Here is a 16118-nt window from a genome sequence, read left to right as displayed (position 1 = left end):
CTTTGATGGAAAGGATGTAAAAAATATTCTATCTCGGCCGACTTATTACTATAACGTCTGAGTATCTGTCGAGAATTTTTATCGGAAAAAAAAGTAATTTTGACGCTCCTCGCTTTGGAGATTTTCATTGGGTACTTCTTTGATGGAAAGGATGTAAAAAATATTCTATCTCGGCCGACTTATTACTATAACTTCTGAGTTTTTTTTGAGAGTTTGGTTCGGGAAAAAAAAAGTAATTTTCTGGCTCCTCGTTTTGGAGATTTTGATTGACTATATCTATGATGGAAAAAATGGAGAAAAAATTCTATCTGTGGCGACTTATGACTATCACGTCTGAGTATCTGCCGAGAATTTTTATCGGAAAAAAAAGTAATTTTCTGGCTCCTCGTTTTGGAGATTTTAATTGACTATCTCTATGATGGAAAAAATGGAGAAAAAATTCTATCTGTGGCGACTTATGACTATCACGTCTGAGTACCTGCCGAGAATTTAGTGCTGAATTCTGAATCATTTTAGCTAAATTATTACTGTTGATTAAACTTTAAGAAATAAACTGCGACGATACATTAAATCAGAAATTCCCCACCAGAATAATACATTGACAATAGCAAAAATCAAAGAACCATTAAATGAACCAGCCCAAGATTGGAAAAATTGTTGGTATATCCATGTCTTAATCGTAGGAGAATTTTCAACTCCACTAATTTTGTTATAAATCATTAGCCTTGCCAAAAATCCAGAACCAACAAATATCAATATGGCATTTAATCCCATTACTTCAAATGAATGTCCCCATTTCTGCCAACCTCGAACTTCGATCGCCTCATAACAAGCAGCTAATAAGAGCAAAGCCCATCCAGCAGTAAATATGACATAGGAACTTGTCCATAAAGCTTTATTGATAGGAAAAAATAGTCCCCACAGATACCCGACTACTAAACAGGTTAGACCCGAAATTACTAGATTTAAGCTGGTGCGACTTTTGATTGGTTGATATTTGAGCCATTCTCCTGTAAGGTAGCCAATCAAAACGGTAACTATAGCAGGTAAGGTACTAAATAGTCCTTCTGGGTCGTATGGTTTGCCTGCCCACAAATGTTGTTGCGTCAGGATGAAGCGATCGATATAGGCGCCAAGATTTCCTTCTGGAGAAAGGTTGCCAATGCCATAACCAGGAACGGGTATTAATTGCATGGCTATCGAGTATCCAATTAATAATGTAGCGGATAGCCAGTAAAGTTGTTTTCGGGACAGGTTAAGGATGGCTATTGCTGCGAGGAGGTAAGCTAAACTAATGCGTTGCAATACTCCCATAATTCTAATAGTAGCTAAGTTGTAATTGGGAAAGCCATTTAGTAGTAAACCTAACAGGAAAAGTATTAGAAATCTCTGGAAAATTCTTTGGTAAATTTGTGGATTAGGTTGATTTTTATCGGTGTATTTTGACAAGGAAAAAGTCATAGCTACACCCATGATAAATAAGAAGAAGGGGAATATTAAATCTGTAGGTGTACAACCATGCCATTTTGCATGAAGTAAGGGTGAATAAACATAATTCCAACTACCTGGGTTATTGACAAGAATCATACTAGCAATGGTAATGCCACGAAATACGTCGAGAGATTTTAAGCGCATTTGGATAATTGATAATTGATAATTGATAATTAGTTCCAGAGCTTTTAAGTTTCTGCTTACCAATGGATAATTGATAATTAGAGATAGTTTTCATTATCTACTATCCATCAATTATTCATTAATAAGATTTCCGTACTTGATTCAATACTCTCGGTTTTAAGCAGAGGCAGAGGTAATTAAGAATTCATAATTCATAAGAGATATAGCAATCTTATTTTATTTGTATCAAAAATATTCCTACTATTTGGGAATAATTTGGGAGGCAATGATCGATAGTTCAATAATTAATAATTAATAATTAATAATTACCTCTCCTTAAAATGGATAGGATTGAGTAAAATGATTTTTTTCTTTTTTGTCCTTAAAAGGAGAGGCTTTAGACCTTAATTATTCGGTAAGAGTTTTGGAGTTGATTTGTAATTTTTGAATTGTGACAACATAAGAACCGGTTGCTATAGTTTTCATTATCAATTATCCATTATAAGGCGTTGCTGAATCAAGGTATGAAAATAAAAATTGAACAATCTGAAATAGTTGTTATTAAATAGTTTAGTAATTATCAAAAAATATAAATCATACCCATGCATCAGCAACGCCCATTATCAATTATCCATTATTAATTTGAGGTACTTCTTTGTCATATAAATCAAACTCCTGTGGTGTTCCATTCAAGTCAGAGATAAATTTTTTATATAACTCTTGATTACCATTTTCTACATCCCATACTTCATCCACCCAGGTAAGCAAAAAAGCTTCGGTTTGACTAATTTCTCCATCATCTTTTGTAAAGGAACTTTTACGCAATCTTTCTCTCACGCCATCGCTATTAGATAGAAGATGTTCTAAAATATCTTTAGATACAAAATCCAATTTATTTTCCACGTGTGGGAAAGCTTCAAGAACTTCTTTGATTAGGAGGTCGAATATTTCTTTGTGAGTTAGTTTTGCCATGATTAGGAAAGTTTTTAATTCGTCTTGTTTAAGATAAGTTTTTTGGGGAGGCTTTCCCTATATCTTTGTTTTTTTTTAAGATTCAATAGATTAAGTAGTTTGACTTTACTTTCGTTATTAATGCTATTTAAAATATCAAATCATAGGGTATTTAATGTAATAATTTAGCCATCAGCTATCAGTTATCAGCTATTTTTTATTTTTAGATAAAAGCTTTATTTTTAGCTCTGCTCTTAAAGGCTGTATCTTTAAGTATATAATTAATTTTGTATAGGCACTTAACTATTTTATCATTGATATTTAGTAACTATTATATTTTTTTTATTGAGATAATTTTCAGTTTTTATATTGGCAGATAAATAAGTTGATTTATGCTTAAAAAAAAGGTATAATTTAGTAACCAATAAGAAAATATTGAACTCAATAATTAGACCTTAATAATTATTCTTTTTTGAGAAGGTAAATTTAACTATGGCTAGTAATAAAACTGGTATCCAATGGACGGACAAGAGCTGGAATCCTACGACAGGTTGTGACAAAGTTAGTCCTGGTTGTACTCATTGTTATGCGGAAGCACTTACAAAACGTTTTACTAATAATTTTCCTGAAGGGTTTGTTTTGAAACTTCATCCTGAGCGTTTGAAACAACCTTTAAGTTGGCGTACTCCTAGCCGAATTTTTGTTAATTCAATGAGCGATATTTTCCACGAAGATGTTCCTGTTGATTTTATCAAACAAGTATTTGAAATAATTGGCAAAACTCCTTGGCATATTTATCAAATTTTGACGAAAAGACATGAACGTTTGGTTGATTTAGCACCTCAATTAAAATGGCATGAAAATATTTGGATGGGTGTATCAGTGGAAAGTCAAAGTTATGTTCATCGTGTTGATTATTTACGACAAGTAGATGCTAATGTGAGGTTCCTTTCTTGTGAACCACTTTTAGGGGATTTAGAACTTAATTTAAAAGATATTCATTGGGTAATTGTAGGTGGTGAATCTGGCAATAAATATCGTCCGATGAAAGAGGAATGGGTAAAAAATATTTATGAACAATGTCAAGCTGCTAATGTAGCTTTTTTCTTTAAACAATGGGGTGGTAGAACTCCTAAAGCTTTAGGCAGAATTTTTGATGGAAAAGTTTGGAATGAAATGCCAGAAGTTTGGGAAAAACACCGTCATAATTGGAAAAAAATTCCTGTTCAATCAAGAAAAATTGTGAAAAAAAATACCTTTACTTCGATGGGAAAGTCACTTTAACATGATTGGCAAATGTAAGCTTGCCTTTCCTTTTTTGTCGTTCACTAGCTGGCGGATATACAACAATTTTACTTTTTTCTTCTAACAGCAAAAGAGCATCTTTGTAATTCCGCTCAATGTATGGTTTACCAACATGGTGTTGCTGATAAACTTGAAGCATTGTCATAGTCTGACCGGCAAATTCATCAAGCAACATATCTTCCAGTTTGTTAATTGGTTGCAAATCAAATAGTGAAAGCTGAACAGGTTTTTGGTCATGTTGAAAGGATGGTACACCTTGAAGCAAAAGAGAGCTTTTTTTTGCCATAATATTTTTCATAATAGAATGACCTCTATTATTCTTAGATACAAAAATAAGATAATGGCTAGTTCGATTTCTATCTTCTTCTTTAAAACAAAAATTTTGAGAATAAGAACCTCCAACTCTTTGTAAAGAATCACCAATTGCCTGAACAATTTTTGATTCCCGTTCATCTGGTTGTAAATTGAGGAGTTGTTCTCTAAGTAAATTGGCTTGCTCTTTACCAAATAGTTCGTTAATATGATTTTCGACTCGTGAATTATTCAATCCTGAATTGATCCGATTATAGTTAAAGAAAAATATACAATCACATCCCCAGCCTGCAATTGCTGAACTAATTAGTTGAAGAGATAACCCTTTGTAACCCCATGGATCGATAAAAGATAGTGTAGGTATATTTGGAAATATTTGAACAATTTCTGTTCCTACTTCTATATTTAAGACTTGTGGTTTATGCTTCAACATTTTTATCTCTGGTAGAGAGTTTATTGCTTGGTCAAGTGAATGTGTATTCTCAGAATTTTTATCGTTAAAAATAGTAATTAATCTTTCTCGCATCTCTTCATCAGCAATAGCATGTTCTAAAATTAGTAATGGCGTAGATTTTGAACCATCTTGATAACAACCAGGACCAGAAAACAGATCAATATATGCAATATTTGTTCTCCTTTTTTTTGCTTGCGGTATTATGACTTTTGCCCAAGCCCAAAAATATTTAGCTACAATTTCAGCTTTGACTAAAGATGTTTCTCTAGACTCATCAAAAAAAGAATTATTTGTCATATTAGTACACTTTAAAAATATCTAGTAATTATCGCTCTATTTTAATCTTGATTCAGATATTGTTGTTATCGATTAAATTAAGTTTTTGTTAAAAACAGACAATTTTAGGCTGTAGGTATTTTAGGCTAGTCAAATAAAGGTTAAATTAATTCAATATTTGATTCAATTCTATTTTGAAAATTATTCAAAAATCGAATCCTATTTACTATTTGAAAATTACTAGCCTAAAATTAGTATAAGGAGAGAAAAATGAACCGATAACAAAGAATAAAAGCAGCTAAAAATCAAAGTCAAAAACCACTAAAAAATAATCTCCCATAAAATGCTTTATCCTATGCTTTGTCTTTTAACAAAGGCGGACAATTGCAAGAGGCAAAAGTTATCTATGAAAAAATTATTCAGTCGGAACCAAATAATTCTCAAGTCTTAAATTATCTGGGCATACTTAAAGCACAAATGGGAGATAATAACAGCGCCATAAATTTAATAAATCAAGCTGTTAATCTAGAACCATTAAATTTTGGCTACCTCAATAATCTTGGCAATACTTATCGCGCTGCTCAACAATTAGATAATGCTATTGACTCTTATCAACGGGCAATTAAACTCAATCAAAAATCTGCTGACTCTCACCTAAACTTGGGAATTGCTTTGACAGAAAAAGGAATCATAGAAGAGGCGATCGCTATCCTACTTTTTTAAAATATCGACCAGGTAAACCGATAAATATAGGTAGTCAAACCTACGAATTTTTTTACAAATAATACTGTTGATTAATGAAGTTTTGGTACTTGGTTAATCTCAGCGTTAGATAGGAAAAATTCAGAGAAATATAAGTGGAGACTTCCATCAGGATGATGAGTAATTTTTACTTTTTATTTTTGCCAGTCTACTATTCCATTTACTGGAGGTAGTGAGGGAATTTGTATTTCATTTAATCTCGTTCCTTTAGGTGCATAAAATTATCTGAGGTTGAGCTAAATATTAATCATCTATTCGGAGAACGTTTCCAGATAAATAAATTTTCCCGATCAGGGACATCACACGACTTCAGCAATTAGTCATAGCAAGAATTTAACTTCTAACTTCGCGCCTTCTAACTTCGCGCCTTCTGACTTCAGCTATAAAACCCAACTCTTGATATACTCTTTTTAGTTAATATGGAGAAATTTTGTGGATTTATCGCTAATTCCAGCCCAACCAAAACCCGGACTAATAAGTGTCCTGATAGAAATTCCTGGCGGAAGTAAAAATAAATACGAGTTTGATAAAGATTTACAAGCTTTTGCCCTTGACCGCGTACTATATTCTTCCGTACAATATCCTTACGATTATGGGTTTGTCCCTAACACCTTGGCAGATGATGGCGACCCCCTTGATGGAATGGTAATTATGGATGAGCCAACATTTCCTGGATGTGTTATTGCAGCAAGACCCATCGGAATGTTGGAGATGATTGATGGAGGAGATAGGGATGAAAAAATTCTCTGCGTTCCAGATAAAGACCCACGTTACACTGAAGTTAAATCTCTCAAGGATGTAGCACCTCATAAACTAGAAGAAATAGCCGAATTTTTCAGAAGCTACAAAAATCTAGAAAAAAAGGTGACAGAAATACTTGGTTGGAAAGATGTTGAACAGGTAACGCCATTAGTAGAGAAATGTATTAAAGCAGCAAGTAAGTAATATTAATTCCAGTATCTTCGGAATTACAAAAAATTTAGAGGTGGGTTTTCTAGAGATTTTACTCAAATGGAAACCTACCTCTACTTTTTAAAAAGACCAGTGAGTTTTTTAAAAATCCTGAATTTATAGCAAAGGAAGAAGGCTTTAGTTATCTAGGAGAAAAGGCTTTAATTATCTAGGAGAGAAGGCTTAAATTTCCTATAGACATTAACGCTCTTATTTACACCCTCCACAAGGGAAATGATATGAGTGAGTTTTTTCTAGATCAATGCTCCGCAAATAGGATTTACCAATATCTAATATCTTAACTAATTAGCGTAGTGCTATAAAAATAGAAAAACCTTCTGTTTTTAGCAAAAATGCCTTTTGCCACAAGTTATTAAAATCAGAAATTTGAGTTTACTAAAAATTAGTTGGCTCTATTTCAATTTTTCTAAATTTTGTAGAGTAATCAAACAAATTTATTTGTTGGTTTAAAAAAATAATATCCAGCATACTCAATCTCTGCTGCATACTTATGTGCCACTATATCAACTAATTCGGAATCGTAATATTTCCAATAATCTTCTCGATTTGATTTATTGCGGATAGGGAGCTGAAAGTTTTCTAATTCTAATATTTGGGATACTTTTCTAAAGTCGTTTTCAAGATTTTCAAAACGCATAACAAAATTAACTTCAGGTTTGCTTGACGACAAACCATGAGTATTTAGATAGTCAAACATTGTTGGTACTTTTTGCAATAAATCAATAAATTTATCTCTATTCCAGTTTTGAGTTTGACGATGTGGAGAAAAAAAGTAAGAAATCATTCTTTCCCAAAGGTTTCTAATAACAGAAAATTTCTAAATAAAGAGAATGAAAAACATCTGGTGATAAAACTTGATAGTAGTCAAGTAAAGATGAGTGTTTATGTATGTTAGGAAAATTTTTATTTCTTACTTCAAATCTCTCTACACCATCCTGCAAAGAGTTAAGGCAAACAATTTTATCTTCAGAGTAATGCTTTAGAAAATTCTGAATTGAATTACCTGCTGTTTTAGGAATATTAATAAACAAAAACTTTTTTTGTATGGAAAGCATCTTTAAAACTGACGGAGTAAATATTTTATTTGCTTGTTGCCTATCTTCCTATCTTCCTATCTATCTTCCCTACTCCCTAATAACTAAAACAAAAAACTATTAGATATATCTAATAATAAAAACTAAAAATCAATTATCAAACAGAAATCATCAATTATTTTCCCCTACCTAGTATGGACTTTGCATGCAACGTCCCTACCTACTCCCTCGACTCTAAAATTTCAGCAAATAAACCTTCATAACTATTTAAAGCATTTTTAGAACCAAAATTTTCTTCGGCATATTTTCTCCCTTGCTGACCCAGTTGCTCAAGTTTTTCTGGATTTTCATATAATTCTAAAATAGCTTCTGCCAAAGCTTGAGAATCTTCTGGAGTAACTACTATTCCACCACCACTTTCTTTGACAACTCTCATTGCTGTACCTGTATCTGGAACAGAAGCTATTATTGGACGACCACTAGCAAGAATAACAGGAATTTTTGAAGGTAAATTAAAAGCAGTAACTGTCTTTTTCTGTATTACTAAACCAACATCAGCAGCAGATAACATTTCTGGTAATTTTTCTCGTGCTACTAAAGGAAGTAAAGTTACATTATCTGCTTGATAATTATCACAACATTCTTGTAATTGTTGACGTGCTCTTTCTTCCCCTAAGATAACAAAAGAAATTTCTGATTTTTCTTTGAGACTAGCAGCAGCTTTAACTACTGTTTCTAAACCTTGAGTTAAAGCAATATTCCCAGAATAAACAACTACAAACTTATCTTGAAGATTATGCTCTTCTCGGAAATAATTATCTTTATCCAGAGGTCTAATAAAATTCAGATCTACCCAATTCGGGATACAAACAATACGATTTTTATCAATACCTTGTTCAATTAACTTAGTGGCAAAATCTTCAGCAATAACACTAATCTTAGCAGCTTTTCGATAAGCTAAATTTTCTATAGTTTCAGCTAGACCTACTATCCAACTATCTTTTTTGACTAACCCCACTCTTACCGCAGCTTCAGAAACAATATCTTGAATATTTAACACTACAGACGAATTAGAAAATAAGCCATAAAAACTAACTGGTAAAGAAATTAATATAGGAGGAGTAGTCGCAAAAATAATATCAGGTTTCCAACCATTAAAAGCTTGCCATAAACTAGACAGAATAAAACTACCATCTAATAATAGCCGATCTAAAAGCCCAGGTTTAGAACCTCTCACATGGATATAACTACGTTGAACTGTTACGCCATTTTGTTCTTCTGTTATAAAAAACTTCCCTTTATACTCATCATAAACTTTACGTTCAGGATAATTTGGCATACCAGTCACCACACGAACTTGATGTCCACGTTTAGCAAAACCTTCGGCAAGTTCCGTCATTAGGGGTGCAATACCAATTGGTTCTGGGTGATAGTTGTAGGAATAGATAAGAATACGCATAATTTAATTAATTATTGTTGCTATTCTGCAAAGGTAGTAATACCGTTTCACAGAAGTCAGACATTCAGAACTCAAAAAGTTAAAAGTAAGATTTTATAGACTATAAATTTTGATAGTACAGTAATTTCGGGCAATTATTTAATATCTAACAATTTGAAACTATGTTGTGAAATTTTTATAGTACTGGACTGACATAGCTAAAATAGTGTATTAGCTTTTTCAGTTTAATCTTTATCAAATTAAAGATTCTAGTATTTTCCTCAAGTAAAATTTACGGCGTGTCACTCTATTAGGTTGAACAGAACTTTAGAGAAATTGAGTTTAAAACTCTACTGTCTGTGTAGCATCTACAATTAGTTATAGTTTAATTCTCACCGCAAAAATTACACATACTACTAAAATCTTATTCAAGTTAATCATTATTCCATAAACAATGGAAAATAAACTATATAAAAAGGATTGGTGTTTATGTTTTTCAATCAAACAAATTAGTTTGAAGTTGTCTACCTTTTTTTTATCAATATTTGACAGGATTTTTCTGACCCCCAGATGTTAAGCTTCAGTGCTTCATCCAACTCAAAAAATATCCATGTGTTTCATCCGATTAAATTATTAAAGTCATTTATTTGAGCTGATTTTTGTTGACTACTAAAGTGGGAATTGTCAGATTTTACCAACACAATTCTCAAACATAAAATCTTCTCAGATGATTAAGATTAAAACAAGTAAAACTTAAATCTATAATCATTGAATATCTTGAGATTTCTAGCTAATACCTTATGGGAACAAATATGGGTATAAACAGGAAATATCAAATTCCTGCAATAATTTAAGTTGGTTTCGATAACTGAAAATTTCAAAATATCAAAACTCCAACAGTAAGTATATTAAATCATTCTAGTAGGCTCCACTACTTTTCTCGAATAGAATTGCTACAGTCCTAATAATTAACTTTATGTCATACATTAGACTCCAATTCTTTTGGTATTTTAAATCCAACCTGATAATATCTTCAAAATTTTTCACTTGAGAACGACCATTAACTTGCCATTCTCCTGTCATACCAGGTTTAACATCTAAACGTTGCCATTGAGGAACTTCATAACGTTCTACTTCATCAGGAGTTGGAGGTCTAGTTCCCACTAAACTCATATCCCCTTTTAATACATTCCAAAACTGAGGTAATTCATCCAAACTCTTTCGTCTCAAAAAATTACCAACTTTAGTAATTCGCGGATCATTTTCATTCTTAAAAATTGCACCTTGAGCTTGATTTTTGATTTTACTCTTAAGTTTTTCTGCATTTACACACATAGAGCGAAATTTCCACATTCGGAAACGCCTTCCCATCCAACCACATCGTACTTGACCAAAAAATATCGGACCAGGACTATCAAACTTAATAGAAATAGCTATTGGTATAAACAAAATACCTGTAATAAATAATCCTACTAAAGCACCAACAATATCAATCAGGCGTTTCACCCAAGATTTAATCGAAGGATGAGTAATAGGTAGTTGATTTTCATCAGATCTACGATTACTTTTTACCTCTGGTTGTGTTGATTGTTCAATGATTAAAATCTGGTCTAATCCAGTTAGGGAAAATACACCCATAACCTGAGAATTAACATCACAAAGGACAAAATCTGTCTCTTTTTCCCTTGCTGTTTTGAGATTTGTTACCAAGGAACCAATACCACAACTATCTATAAAATTAGTGTTACTAAAATCAATAATAATCTTGCCTGTAGTATTCTCTTGAGAGAAAAGTTGTTGGCAAGTTAACTTAAATGATTCTGCCTCCGAGACGGTAAAACGAAGAGGCAAATTAATCACAGGAGTTTTTCCCCTAAAAGTTACTTTTATATCTGTTTCTGAGGTTTGGCTGACCATGAAATCCTGGTTCCTATTTTCTATAAGACTATAGTATTGAGTATTGTTGTTTCTGCAAAAGTTATTTATTTGAAGATGACAATTTTAGGTATCTTACTGGAGATTTTCCTGGTATAATCAGCTTCATAATTATTACCAAATTATGCTTAAGCGATGGAATAAAAATCACTTAAATGGTTAAGACCACCCTCTAGACTAAAATTATAGTCTCATGATTAGTAATGACTTGATACTAATATACTTAATAGATTAATCTATGCCCACTACCTTCGAGAATGGAATGTATTTAGATGATGTATATAGCCACCAAGCCAGATTGCTGTTTCTATTAATTCAGTTATATCCCTATTATAACACCAAAATAACCAGGATAAATTTGAGTGGGTTGTTACTCCCGATCGAGTCTAGTTTTGATTAGTTTCTGGCTAACCCACCCAATATTTCCTGTCTAGTTATATATATTTTCAGAACGTGAAGTTTCACGACTTCCTTTAACTCTTGCCTTGGCTTTAGCTGCACTACGTTTGAGAGCTTGAAGTCGTGCTTCATATTTTGCCCTCTGCCGTTTTTTGGGAGTTTCTTCGACTAGAGTTTTCAGAGCACTACCTAAACTTTTATAAGCATTGGGGAGTGAATAACCAAAACGAGTAGCTAGGGCGATCGCTTTATCATCTGCTTCTATCGCCTCTTTGAGATTACGTTCTCCGTTATTCTTCTGATAGAGTCTATAGCCAGATACACCACACAAAGCCAAGGCCAGAACTAAAAGTAGACCATCTTGTACCCATAATTCACCAACAGCACCCCCCAAACCAATGGCGAGGGCAGCCATTTCCCAACCATCCCTGGGAATTGTATCGTTTTGAATTCTGGCCACTTCATGCCAGAATAATAAATTACGTTGGTCTAATGCTAGTTGTTCCCAACGTGCTAGATCGATGGATATCTCTACCTGGTCTTTGCCTATTTCCTCACTGCGAATGAGTGGAGGATTAACTTCAATAGATTTTTCTACCATTACCCAACTTTGTAATTCTGGCGGTAGTAAGCCTTTGAGACGCCGAATTTCACTCATTTCGGCTCTGGCAGTCGTAGTAGCATAAGATGTCATAGTTTGTTTGAGTCCTATAGATTTTTCAACACATATCATCCTTTCTTTAAATAGTTTACCGTAAGATTTCGGACTGTATGTTTTCTACTCTTACTGACAGGATATGGGAGCTATGCCCAAGTTCAAACTTTTTAACTTTCTCAATTTTCCTCTACTTCATATTTAAACAATAGATATAGATGGGAAGCAAAATTCATCTTGATTCTGATTGACTTCATTTAAGTATAGGGTGGAAAAACCAAAGCATCTCAGATTAGATATCTGTCTAGAAAAGTTATTTCACTACAAAAGTTTTGAATATTTCTTGGTCTGGGCTTTTGAGCAATTAATAATTAGAGGGAAAATGAGTTGGTTTGATGAATGATTCTTGATTTTCCCAAGTTAAAAGTTTTGAATATTTCTTGGTCTGGGCTTTTGAGCAATTAACAATTAGAGGGAAAATAAGTTGGTTTGATGAATGATTCTTGATTTTCCCAAGTTAGGAGAGAAGATGAACAGAAAATCCAGATTAATAGTACAGATATTTATCAAATTTTGTCTCAAGCAGTCTAACTTAATAGTCAGGGAGGAGAGAAGGTGAACAGAAAATCCAGATTAATAGTACAGAAGTTTATCTAAAGTTTTTCTTCAGCAGTCTGACTTAGTTTGATTATGGTTGAGTGGCAAAAATCTCAACATCTCATCTGAGATATCTATCTAGAAAGACTATCCAACTACAAAAGTTTTGAATATTTCTTGGTCTAGATTCAATCCCATTAATTAAACGTTCGGTAATTATATATCCGTATCTATACAGCTTGGGTTTCATTTCCTCAGAAAATGCCCGATCTTTTTTCCTTTACGATAAACCTTTAACATTTTCAAAGACAAAAAAATCTGGTTGTTGCTGACAAATTAATTCAATATAAGCATCTGATAATTTACCTTTTTCTCTATTTTTTCCCCCCACTGAAAAGTCAGAGCAAGGAGGTCTACCAATAAATCAGAAGTTATCTGAGTATCTTTGACTAATTATTGTAAATAGGTTTTTCCATTTTCCCAAGTTAAACTAACTAAATCATCTTCTAAATATCCGTATTCAGACTCAGGTATTTCTAATAATTGTCTAGCATAATGATAAGCTTCCATAAATGGAGAAAACTTTTCATTGACAAAGAAAACTTCATTCGTCAATATTTTCAAAGCCTAAGTCGAGAAAGCCACAGCCTGAAAAGAAGGAAAATATTTTGATTTTTTGCACCATTTACTATAAATACTTTAGCGAGAATTAATCTCTTGTGAATTGATTGATTCTGGCTCAGAGAGGTCAGATCGAGACTTTGTAATTTGACCAAGAAACTTTTGCCTAAATCTCCCCTTAACCCAGTAAAAATTAGCTGGCGATTGCCACCTATAAAAGATACAAATATAGGAGTTATTTAATTTCATCAATAATTTAGGTATTAGCCTTTAGGGAATAAGAAATAGCAAACCGAAATGACAATGATTATATTTTTCGCATAGCAATTTAGTATACTATTTGTGGTGTTTTGTCAATGTATATAATTACTCAAGTATTTTTACTTATATAAAATTTGTTTTTTTGAGCTTATTTTAGTTTGCTGCAAATCGCAATATCTAGGATATTTTTAACGTAAATACTAGGTTGTAGCTTTGTTGAAAGCAGGTTATTTTTGTTTTAGATATAACATTGGCATCATACCTTAATGTTCAGAGTATGATACAAATCGCTGAAACAACGCAAGCTCGTGAAATATTTTGTAATAATTGAGAAAAAAAGGGATTTTTTTGATTTGCACAAACAATCTTAAAGCTTATTTAGATTAGTAAAAATTATCTTTATCCTCTTGGCCTCAAGTTTTAATTTAAAGGTAGTTTGCGATCGCTCAAAGTCAGAAGTAAAAATTTATTGATTGTTTGTTTGATTTATATTTAACGTTCAAAAACTACTCTTGGTTTTAAGAATAATTGGCTCTATTTTCCTCCTCTGCTCTATTCTCTATTCTCAGTTAAGATGTTTCCTATGATCAATAAGTATTCACTCGATAGTGTAGCTCCCCCGGAGGGGGCACATAATATTACTTGTGAAATTTAGGATTAAATTATTAGGATATGAGGGTTTGTCATTGCACAAAAAAACTATTGTCGCACATCAGCTCCTTACTGAAGAAACTATGATAAATATTTATCCAGATTTAATTTGGTTTGAAGTTTAGAGATAAGAGATATTTGAGCGATCGCTTTATTCACAATTTACTAACAAATGTCAATTTTACGAAGTACAGAATGGTTCGGTTTGAAGAACGATATATTTTGTCAAATTATTCAAATATTTCCTCATATACTCGACTAGATTCTTGTTCAATACTGGCAGTAGGATTGAATGATTTTAGATAAAAAATAGCTTTTTAACTTTCAAATTTTTACTCAGGAAAAATTATAGTAAACAACTTACTAAGTGCGGTCAACCCTATATATCTATCATCCGAATATCGAATAGTCACCTATTATAATTTTATCAACAGATAAATTTAGTAGTTTAAGGATAGACACAGTGACTATTGAAGTTTGAATAGGAAAAAATTTTGATACATCCTATGAAAGAGAAGCTGTAGGAAAATTTTTGGATGACATGGAATTTCGTTTCGGTGATGAAGAGAAACTCCATTTAGTTTTAATGGATTATTATATTGAAAATCGTCAGATTGATTTAACAGTCCTCAAAAATGATGCGATTATTCCTATTGAATTAAAAGAATGCCATGAGCCATTTATAGCATCTGAGAATGGTGATTGGTGTACACCGAGTGGTTATATTTTAGGTAGTGAAGATAGAAATCCATTTCAACAGGTTTATGAACATCGGATTAAATGGTTTAACGTACTAAAAGCAAACAAACATAAGTTTCGTTGCTTAGATAACGCCCCAGATGAGCGACCATTTTGGTATTCAACTTGTATTGTTGCTATTAGCCCTTCACTTCATCCAAAAACTACAAATAAAATTTCTAGTGATAGCTGGTGGTTTAGACTATTTGGTCTTGATGAACTGGCTAAAAAAATAGAATTTAAAACTAATAAGTATATGAATTTTTCAGATGATGAATTAAGAAAGATAGCTTCTGACTTATTATCGCTAAAACAAAAGTATTATCAGACTAGAAAAAATACAACAGAATGGAAAAATAAATTGAAAGAACGAGAAGAAAGACTTGAAAAGCGCGAACTAGAAATCAAGCAAAAAGAAAAAGAACTGGCAAAACGAGAAGAGTTTCTTGGATACCAAGAGGCAGCACTTAAAAAGTGGGCAGACGAACTTCAGAAAGCAAAAGAAAGTCTTTAAGTGAAAAGTAGTTATTATCCGTAATAGTTTTGAGCAAGATTTAGTGTCCGACGATAATCCCTCATACTTTTTTAGTTAAAATAATCATTCAAGTCAGAAAAATATTCGGTGATAGTTTTCTGACTTAGTTTTACATATTGGCAAAATTATCGAAATTTTTTCTAGTGGAAAATCTGTGGATGAGATGAGAATTGTATTTGACTCTCCCTGGTTAGCAAAAATTAGTGGCTATGGAAAATTATTGCCTCATATCCGAGTCAAATAAAATTGGTAAATTGAGAAAATCCTCATCTACTATTTTTTTGAAGAGGTGCTAAATTTTGGCAAAATTATCAGAATTTTTTATCTGAGGAAATCTGTGGATGAGATGAGAATTGTATTTCACTCTCCCTGGTCGGCAAAAATTAGTAGGTTGAGAATTTTTTATCTGAAGAAATCTGTGGATGAGATGAGAATTGTATTTGACTCTCCCTAGTCGTCAAAAATTAGTAGGTTGAGAATTTTTTATCTGAGGAAATCTGTGGATGAGATGAGAATTGTATTTCACTCTCCCTGGTTAGCAAAAATTAGTAGGTATGGAAAATTATTGCCTCATATCCGAGTCAAATAAAATTGGTAAATTGAGAAAA

14 protein-coding genes are annotated in these 16118 nt (G+C 32.5%); 4 read left to right on the top strand and 10 right to left on the bottom strand.

Annotated elements, in window-relative coordinates:
* Window positions 1-534: 534 nt before the first annotated feature.
* Together ACP6PM_RS17760 and ACP6PM_RS17755 are read right to left on the bottom strand one after the other, a co-directional pair.
* Entirely contained in the window at window positions 535-1635 is a 1101-nt protein-coding gene (locus tag ACP6PM_RS17760; RefSeq protein ID WP_426586899.1) for an acyltransferase family protein, read from the bottom strand.
* Between the two features lie 606 nt (window positions 1636-2241).
* Entirely contained in the window at window positions 2242-2586 is a 345-nt protein-coding gene (locus ACP6PM_RS17755; protein ID WP_426586893.1) for a hypothetical protein, read from the bottom strand.
* 471 nt (window positions 2587-3057) lie between these two features.
* Between ACP6PM_RS17755 and ACP6PM_RS17750 the strand changes: the two genes are divergently transcribed.
* Window positions 3058-3849 (top strand): DUF5131 family protein, encoded by a 792-nt coding sequence (locus ACP6PM_RS17750; RefSeq protein WP_426586891.1) that lies wholly within the window; start codon window positions 3058-3060, stop codon window positions 3847-3849.
* Here the strand turns inward: ACP6PM_RS17750 and ACP6PM_RS17745 are convergent.
* Window positions 3824-4933, bottom strand: coding sequence for a three-Cys-motif partner protein TcmP (locus tag ACP6PM_RS17745; protein WP_426586889.1), 1110 nt, complete (start codon window positions 4931-4933; stop codon window positions 3824-3826). The two genes, ACP6PM_RS17750 and ACP6PM_RS17745, sit on opposite strands and share 26 nt — an antisense overlap.
* A 339-nt stretch (window positions 4934-5272) precedes the next feature.
* Here ACP6PM_RS17745 and ACP6PM_RS17740 point away from each other — a divergent pair, with 339 nt between their 5' ends.
* Both ACP6PM_RS17740 and ACP6PM_RS17735 read left to right on the top strand, forming a co-directional pair.
* Entirely contained in the window at window positions 5273-5635 is a 363-nt protein-coding gene (locus ACP6PM_RS17740) for a tetratricopeptide repeat protein (RefSeq protein WP_426586887.1), read from the top strand.
* Window positions 5636-6106: 471 nt separating this feature from the next.
* Entirely contained in the window at window positions 6107-6619 is a 513-nt protein-coding gene (locus tag ACP6PM_RS17735) for an inorganic diphosphatase (RefSeq protein WP_426586885.1), read from the top strand.
* Window positions 6620-7070: 451 nt separating this feature from the next.
* On the opposite strand, the gene ACP6PM_RS17730 is transcribed toward ACP6PM_RS17735, so the two are convergent.
* The 7 genes from ACP6PM_RS17730 to ACP6PM_RS17700 form a co-directional block, all read right to left on the bottom strand.
* Entirely contained in the window at window positions 7071-7430 is a 360-nt protein-coding gene (locus tag ACP6PM_RS17730; protein ID WP_426586883.1) for a hypothetical protein, read from the bottom strand.
* Window positions 7431-7446: 16 nt separating this feature from the next.
* The gene (locus tag ACP6PM_RS17725) at window positions 7447-7701 is read right to left on the bottom strand and encodes a hypothetical protein (protein ID WP_426586881.1); all 255 of its coding nucleotides are present in this window, start codon (window positions 7699-7701) and stop codon (window positions 7447-7449) included.
* 199 nt (window positions 7702-7900) lie between these two features.
* On the bottom strand, window positions 7901-9139 hold the full coding sequence (locus ACP6PM_RS17720; protein WP_426586879.1) for a glycosyltransferase family 4 protein: 1239 nt from the start codon (window positions 9137-9139) through the stop codon (window positions 7901-7903).
* A gap of 897 nt (window positions 9140-10036) precedes the next feature.
* Window positions 10037-11035 carry an anti-sigma factor antagonist gene (locus tag ACP6PM_RS17715; protein WP_426586877.1) on the bottom strand — a complete coding sequence of 333 codons (999 nt, stop codon included), beginning with the start codon at window positions 11033-11035 and terminating at the stop codon, window positions 10037-10039.
* Between the two features lie 448 nt (window positions 11036-11483).
* Complete coding sequence (locus ACP6PM_RS17710; protein ID WP_426586875.1) at window positions 11484-12146, bottom strand: DUF3318 domain-containing protein; 663 nt, start codon at window positions 12144-12146, stop codon at window positions 11484-11486.
* Between the two features lie 838 nt (window positions 12147-12984).
* A complete protein-coding gene (locus ACP6PM_RS17705; protein WP_426586897.1) occupies window positions 12985-13125 on the bottom strand; it encodes a DNA cytosine methyltransferase in 141 nt (46 codons plus the stop codon).
* Window positions 13126-13157: 32 nt separating this feature from the next.
* Window positions 13158-13319, bottom strand: coding sequence for a hypothetical protein (locus ACP6PM_RS17700; protein ID WP_426586873.1), 162 nt, complete (start codon window positions 13317-13319; stop codon window positions 13158-13160).
* Between the two features lie 1459 nt (window positions 13320-14778).
* On the opposite strand from ACP6PM_RS17700, the gene ACP6PM_RS17695 reads away from it, so the two are divergent.
* Window positions 14779-15489 carry a nuclease-related domain-containing protein gene (locus ACP6PM_RS17695; RefSeq protein WP_426586895.1) on the top strand — a complete coding sequence of 237 codons (711 nt, stop codon included), beginning with the start codon at window positions 14779-14781 and terminating at the stop codon, window positions 15487-15489.
* Window positions 15490-16118 lie beyond the last annotated feature (629 nt).

The organism is Dapis brunnea BLCC-M229 (assembly GCF_050015995.1).
Classification (GTDB): domain Bacteria; phylum Cyanobacteriota; class Cyanobacteriia; order Cyanobacteriales; family Microcoleaceae; genus Trichodesmium.
The sequence above is the reverse complement of the archived record's forward strand: the minus strand, read 5'-3'. Positions and strand labels throughout refer to the sequence as shown.

What these genes read in the sequence shown, in the direction of transcription:
- ACP6PM_RS17760 (WP_426586899.1), bottom strand. Translation starts at nt 1,635, where the DNA reads ATGCGCTTAAAATCTCTCGACGTATTTCGTGGCATTACCATTGCTAGT.
- ACP6PM_RS17725 (WP_426586881.1), bottom strand. Translation starts at nt 7,701, where the DNA reads ATGCTTTCCATACAAAAAAAGTTTTTGTTTATTAATATTCCTAAAACA.
- ACP6PM_RS17755 (WP_426586893.1), bottom strand. Translation starts at nt 2,586, where the DNA reads ATGGCAAAACTAACTCACAAAGAAATATTCGACCTCCTAATCAAAGAA.
- ACP6PM_RS17745 (WP_426586889.1), bottom strand. Translation starts at nt 4,933, where the DNA reads ATGACAAATAATTCTTTTTTTGATGAGTCTAGAGAAACATCTTTAGTC.
- ACP6PM_RS17710 (WP_426586875.1), bottom strand. Translation starts at nt 12,146, where the DNA reads ATGACATCTTATGCTACTACGACTGCCAGAGCCGAAATGAGTGAAATT.
- ACP6PM_RS17750 (WP_426586891.1), top strand. Translation starts at nt 3,058, where the DNA reads ATGGCTAGTAATAAAACTGGTATCCAATGGACGGACAAGAGCTGGAAT.
- ACP6PM_RS17715 (WP_426586877.1), bottom strand. Translation starts at nt 11,035, where the DNA reads ATGGTCAGCCAAACCTCAGAAACAGATATAAAAGTAACTTTTAGGGGA.
- ACP6PM_RS17695 (WP_426586895.1), top strand. Translation starts at nt 14,779, where the DNA reads ATGGAATTTCGTTTCGGTGATGAAGAGAAACTCCATTTAGTTTTAATG.
- ACP6PM_RS17720 (WP_426586879.1), bottom strand. Translation starts at nt 9,139, where the DNA reads ATGCGTATTCTTATCTATTCCTACAACTATCACCCAGAACCAATTGGT.
- ACP6PM_RS17730 (WP_426586883.1), bottom strand. Translation starts at nt 7,430, where the DNA reads ATGATTTCTTACTTTTTTTCTCCACATCGTCAAACTCAAAACTGGAAT.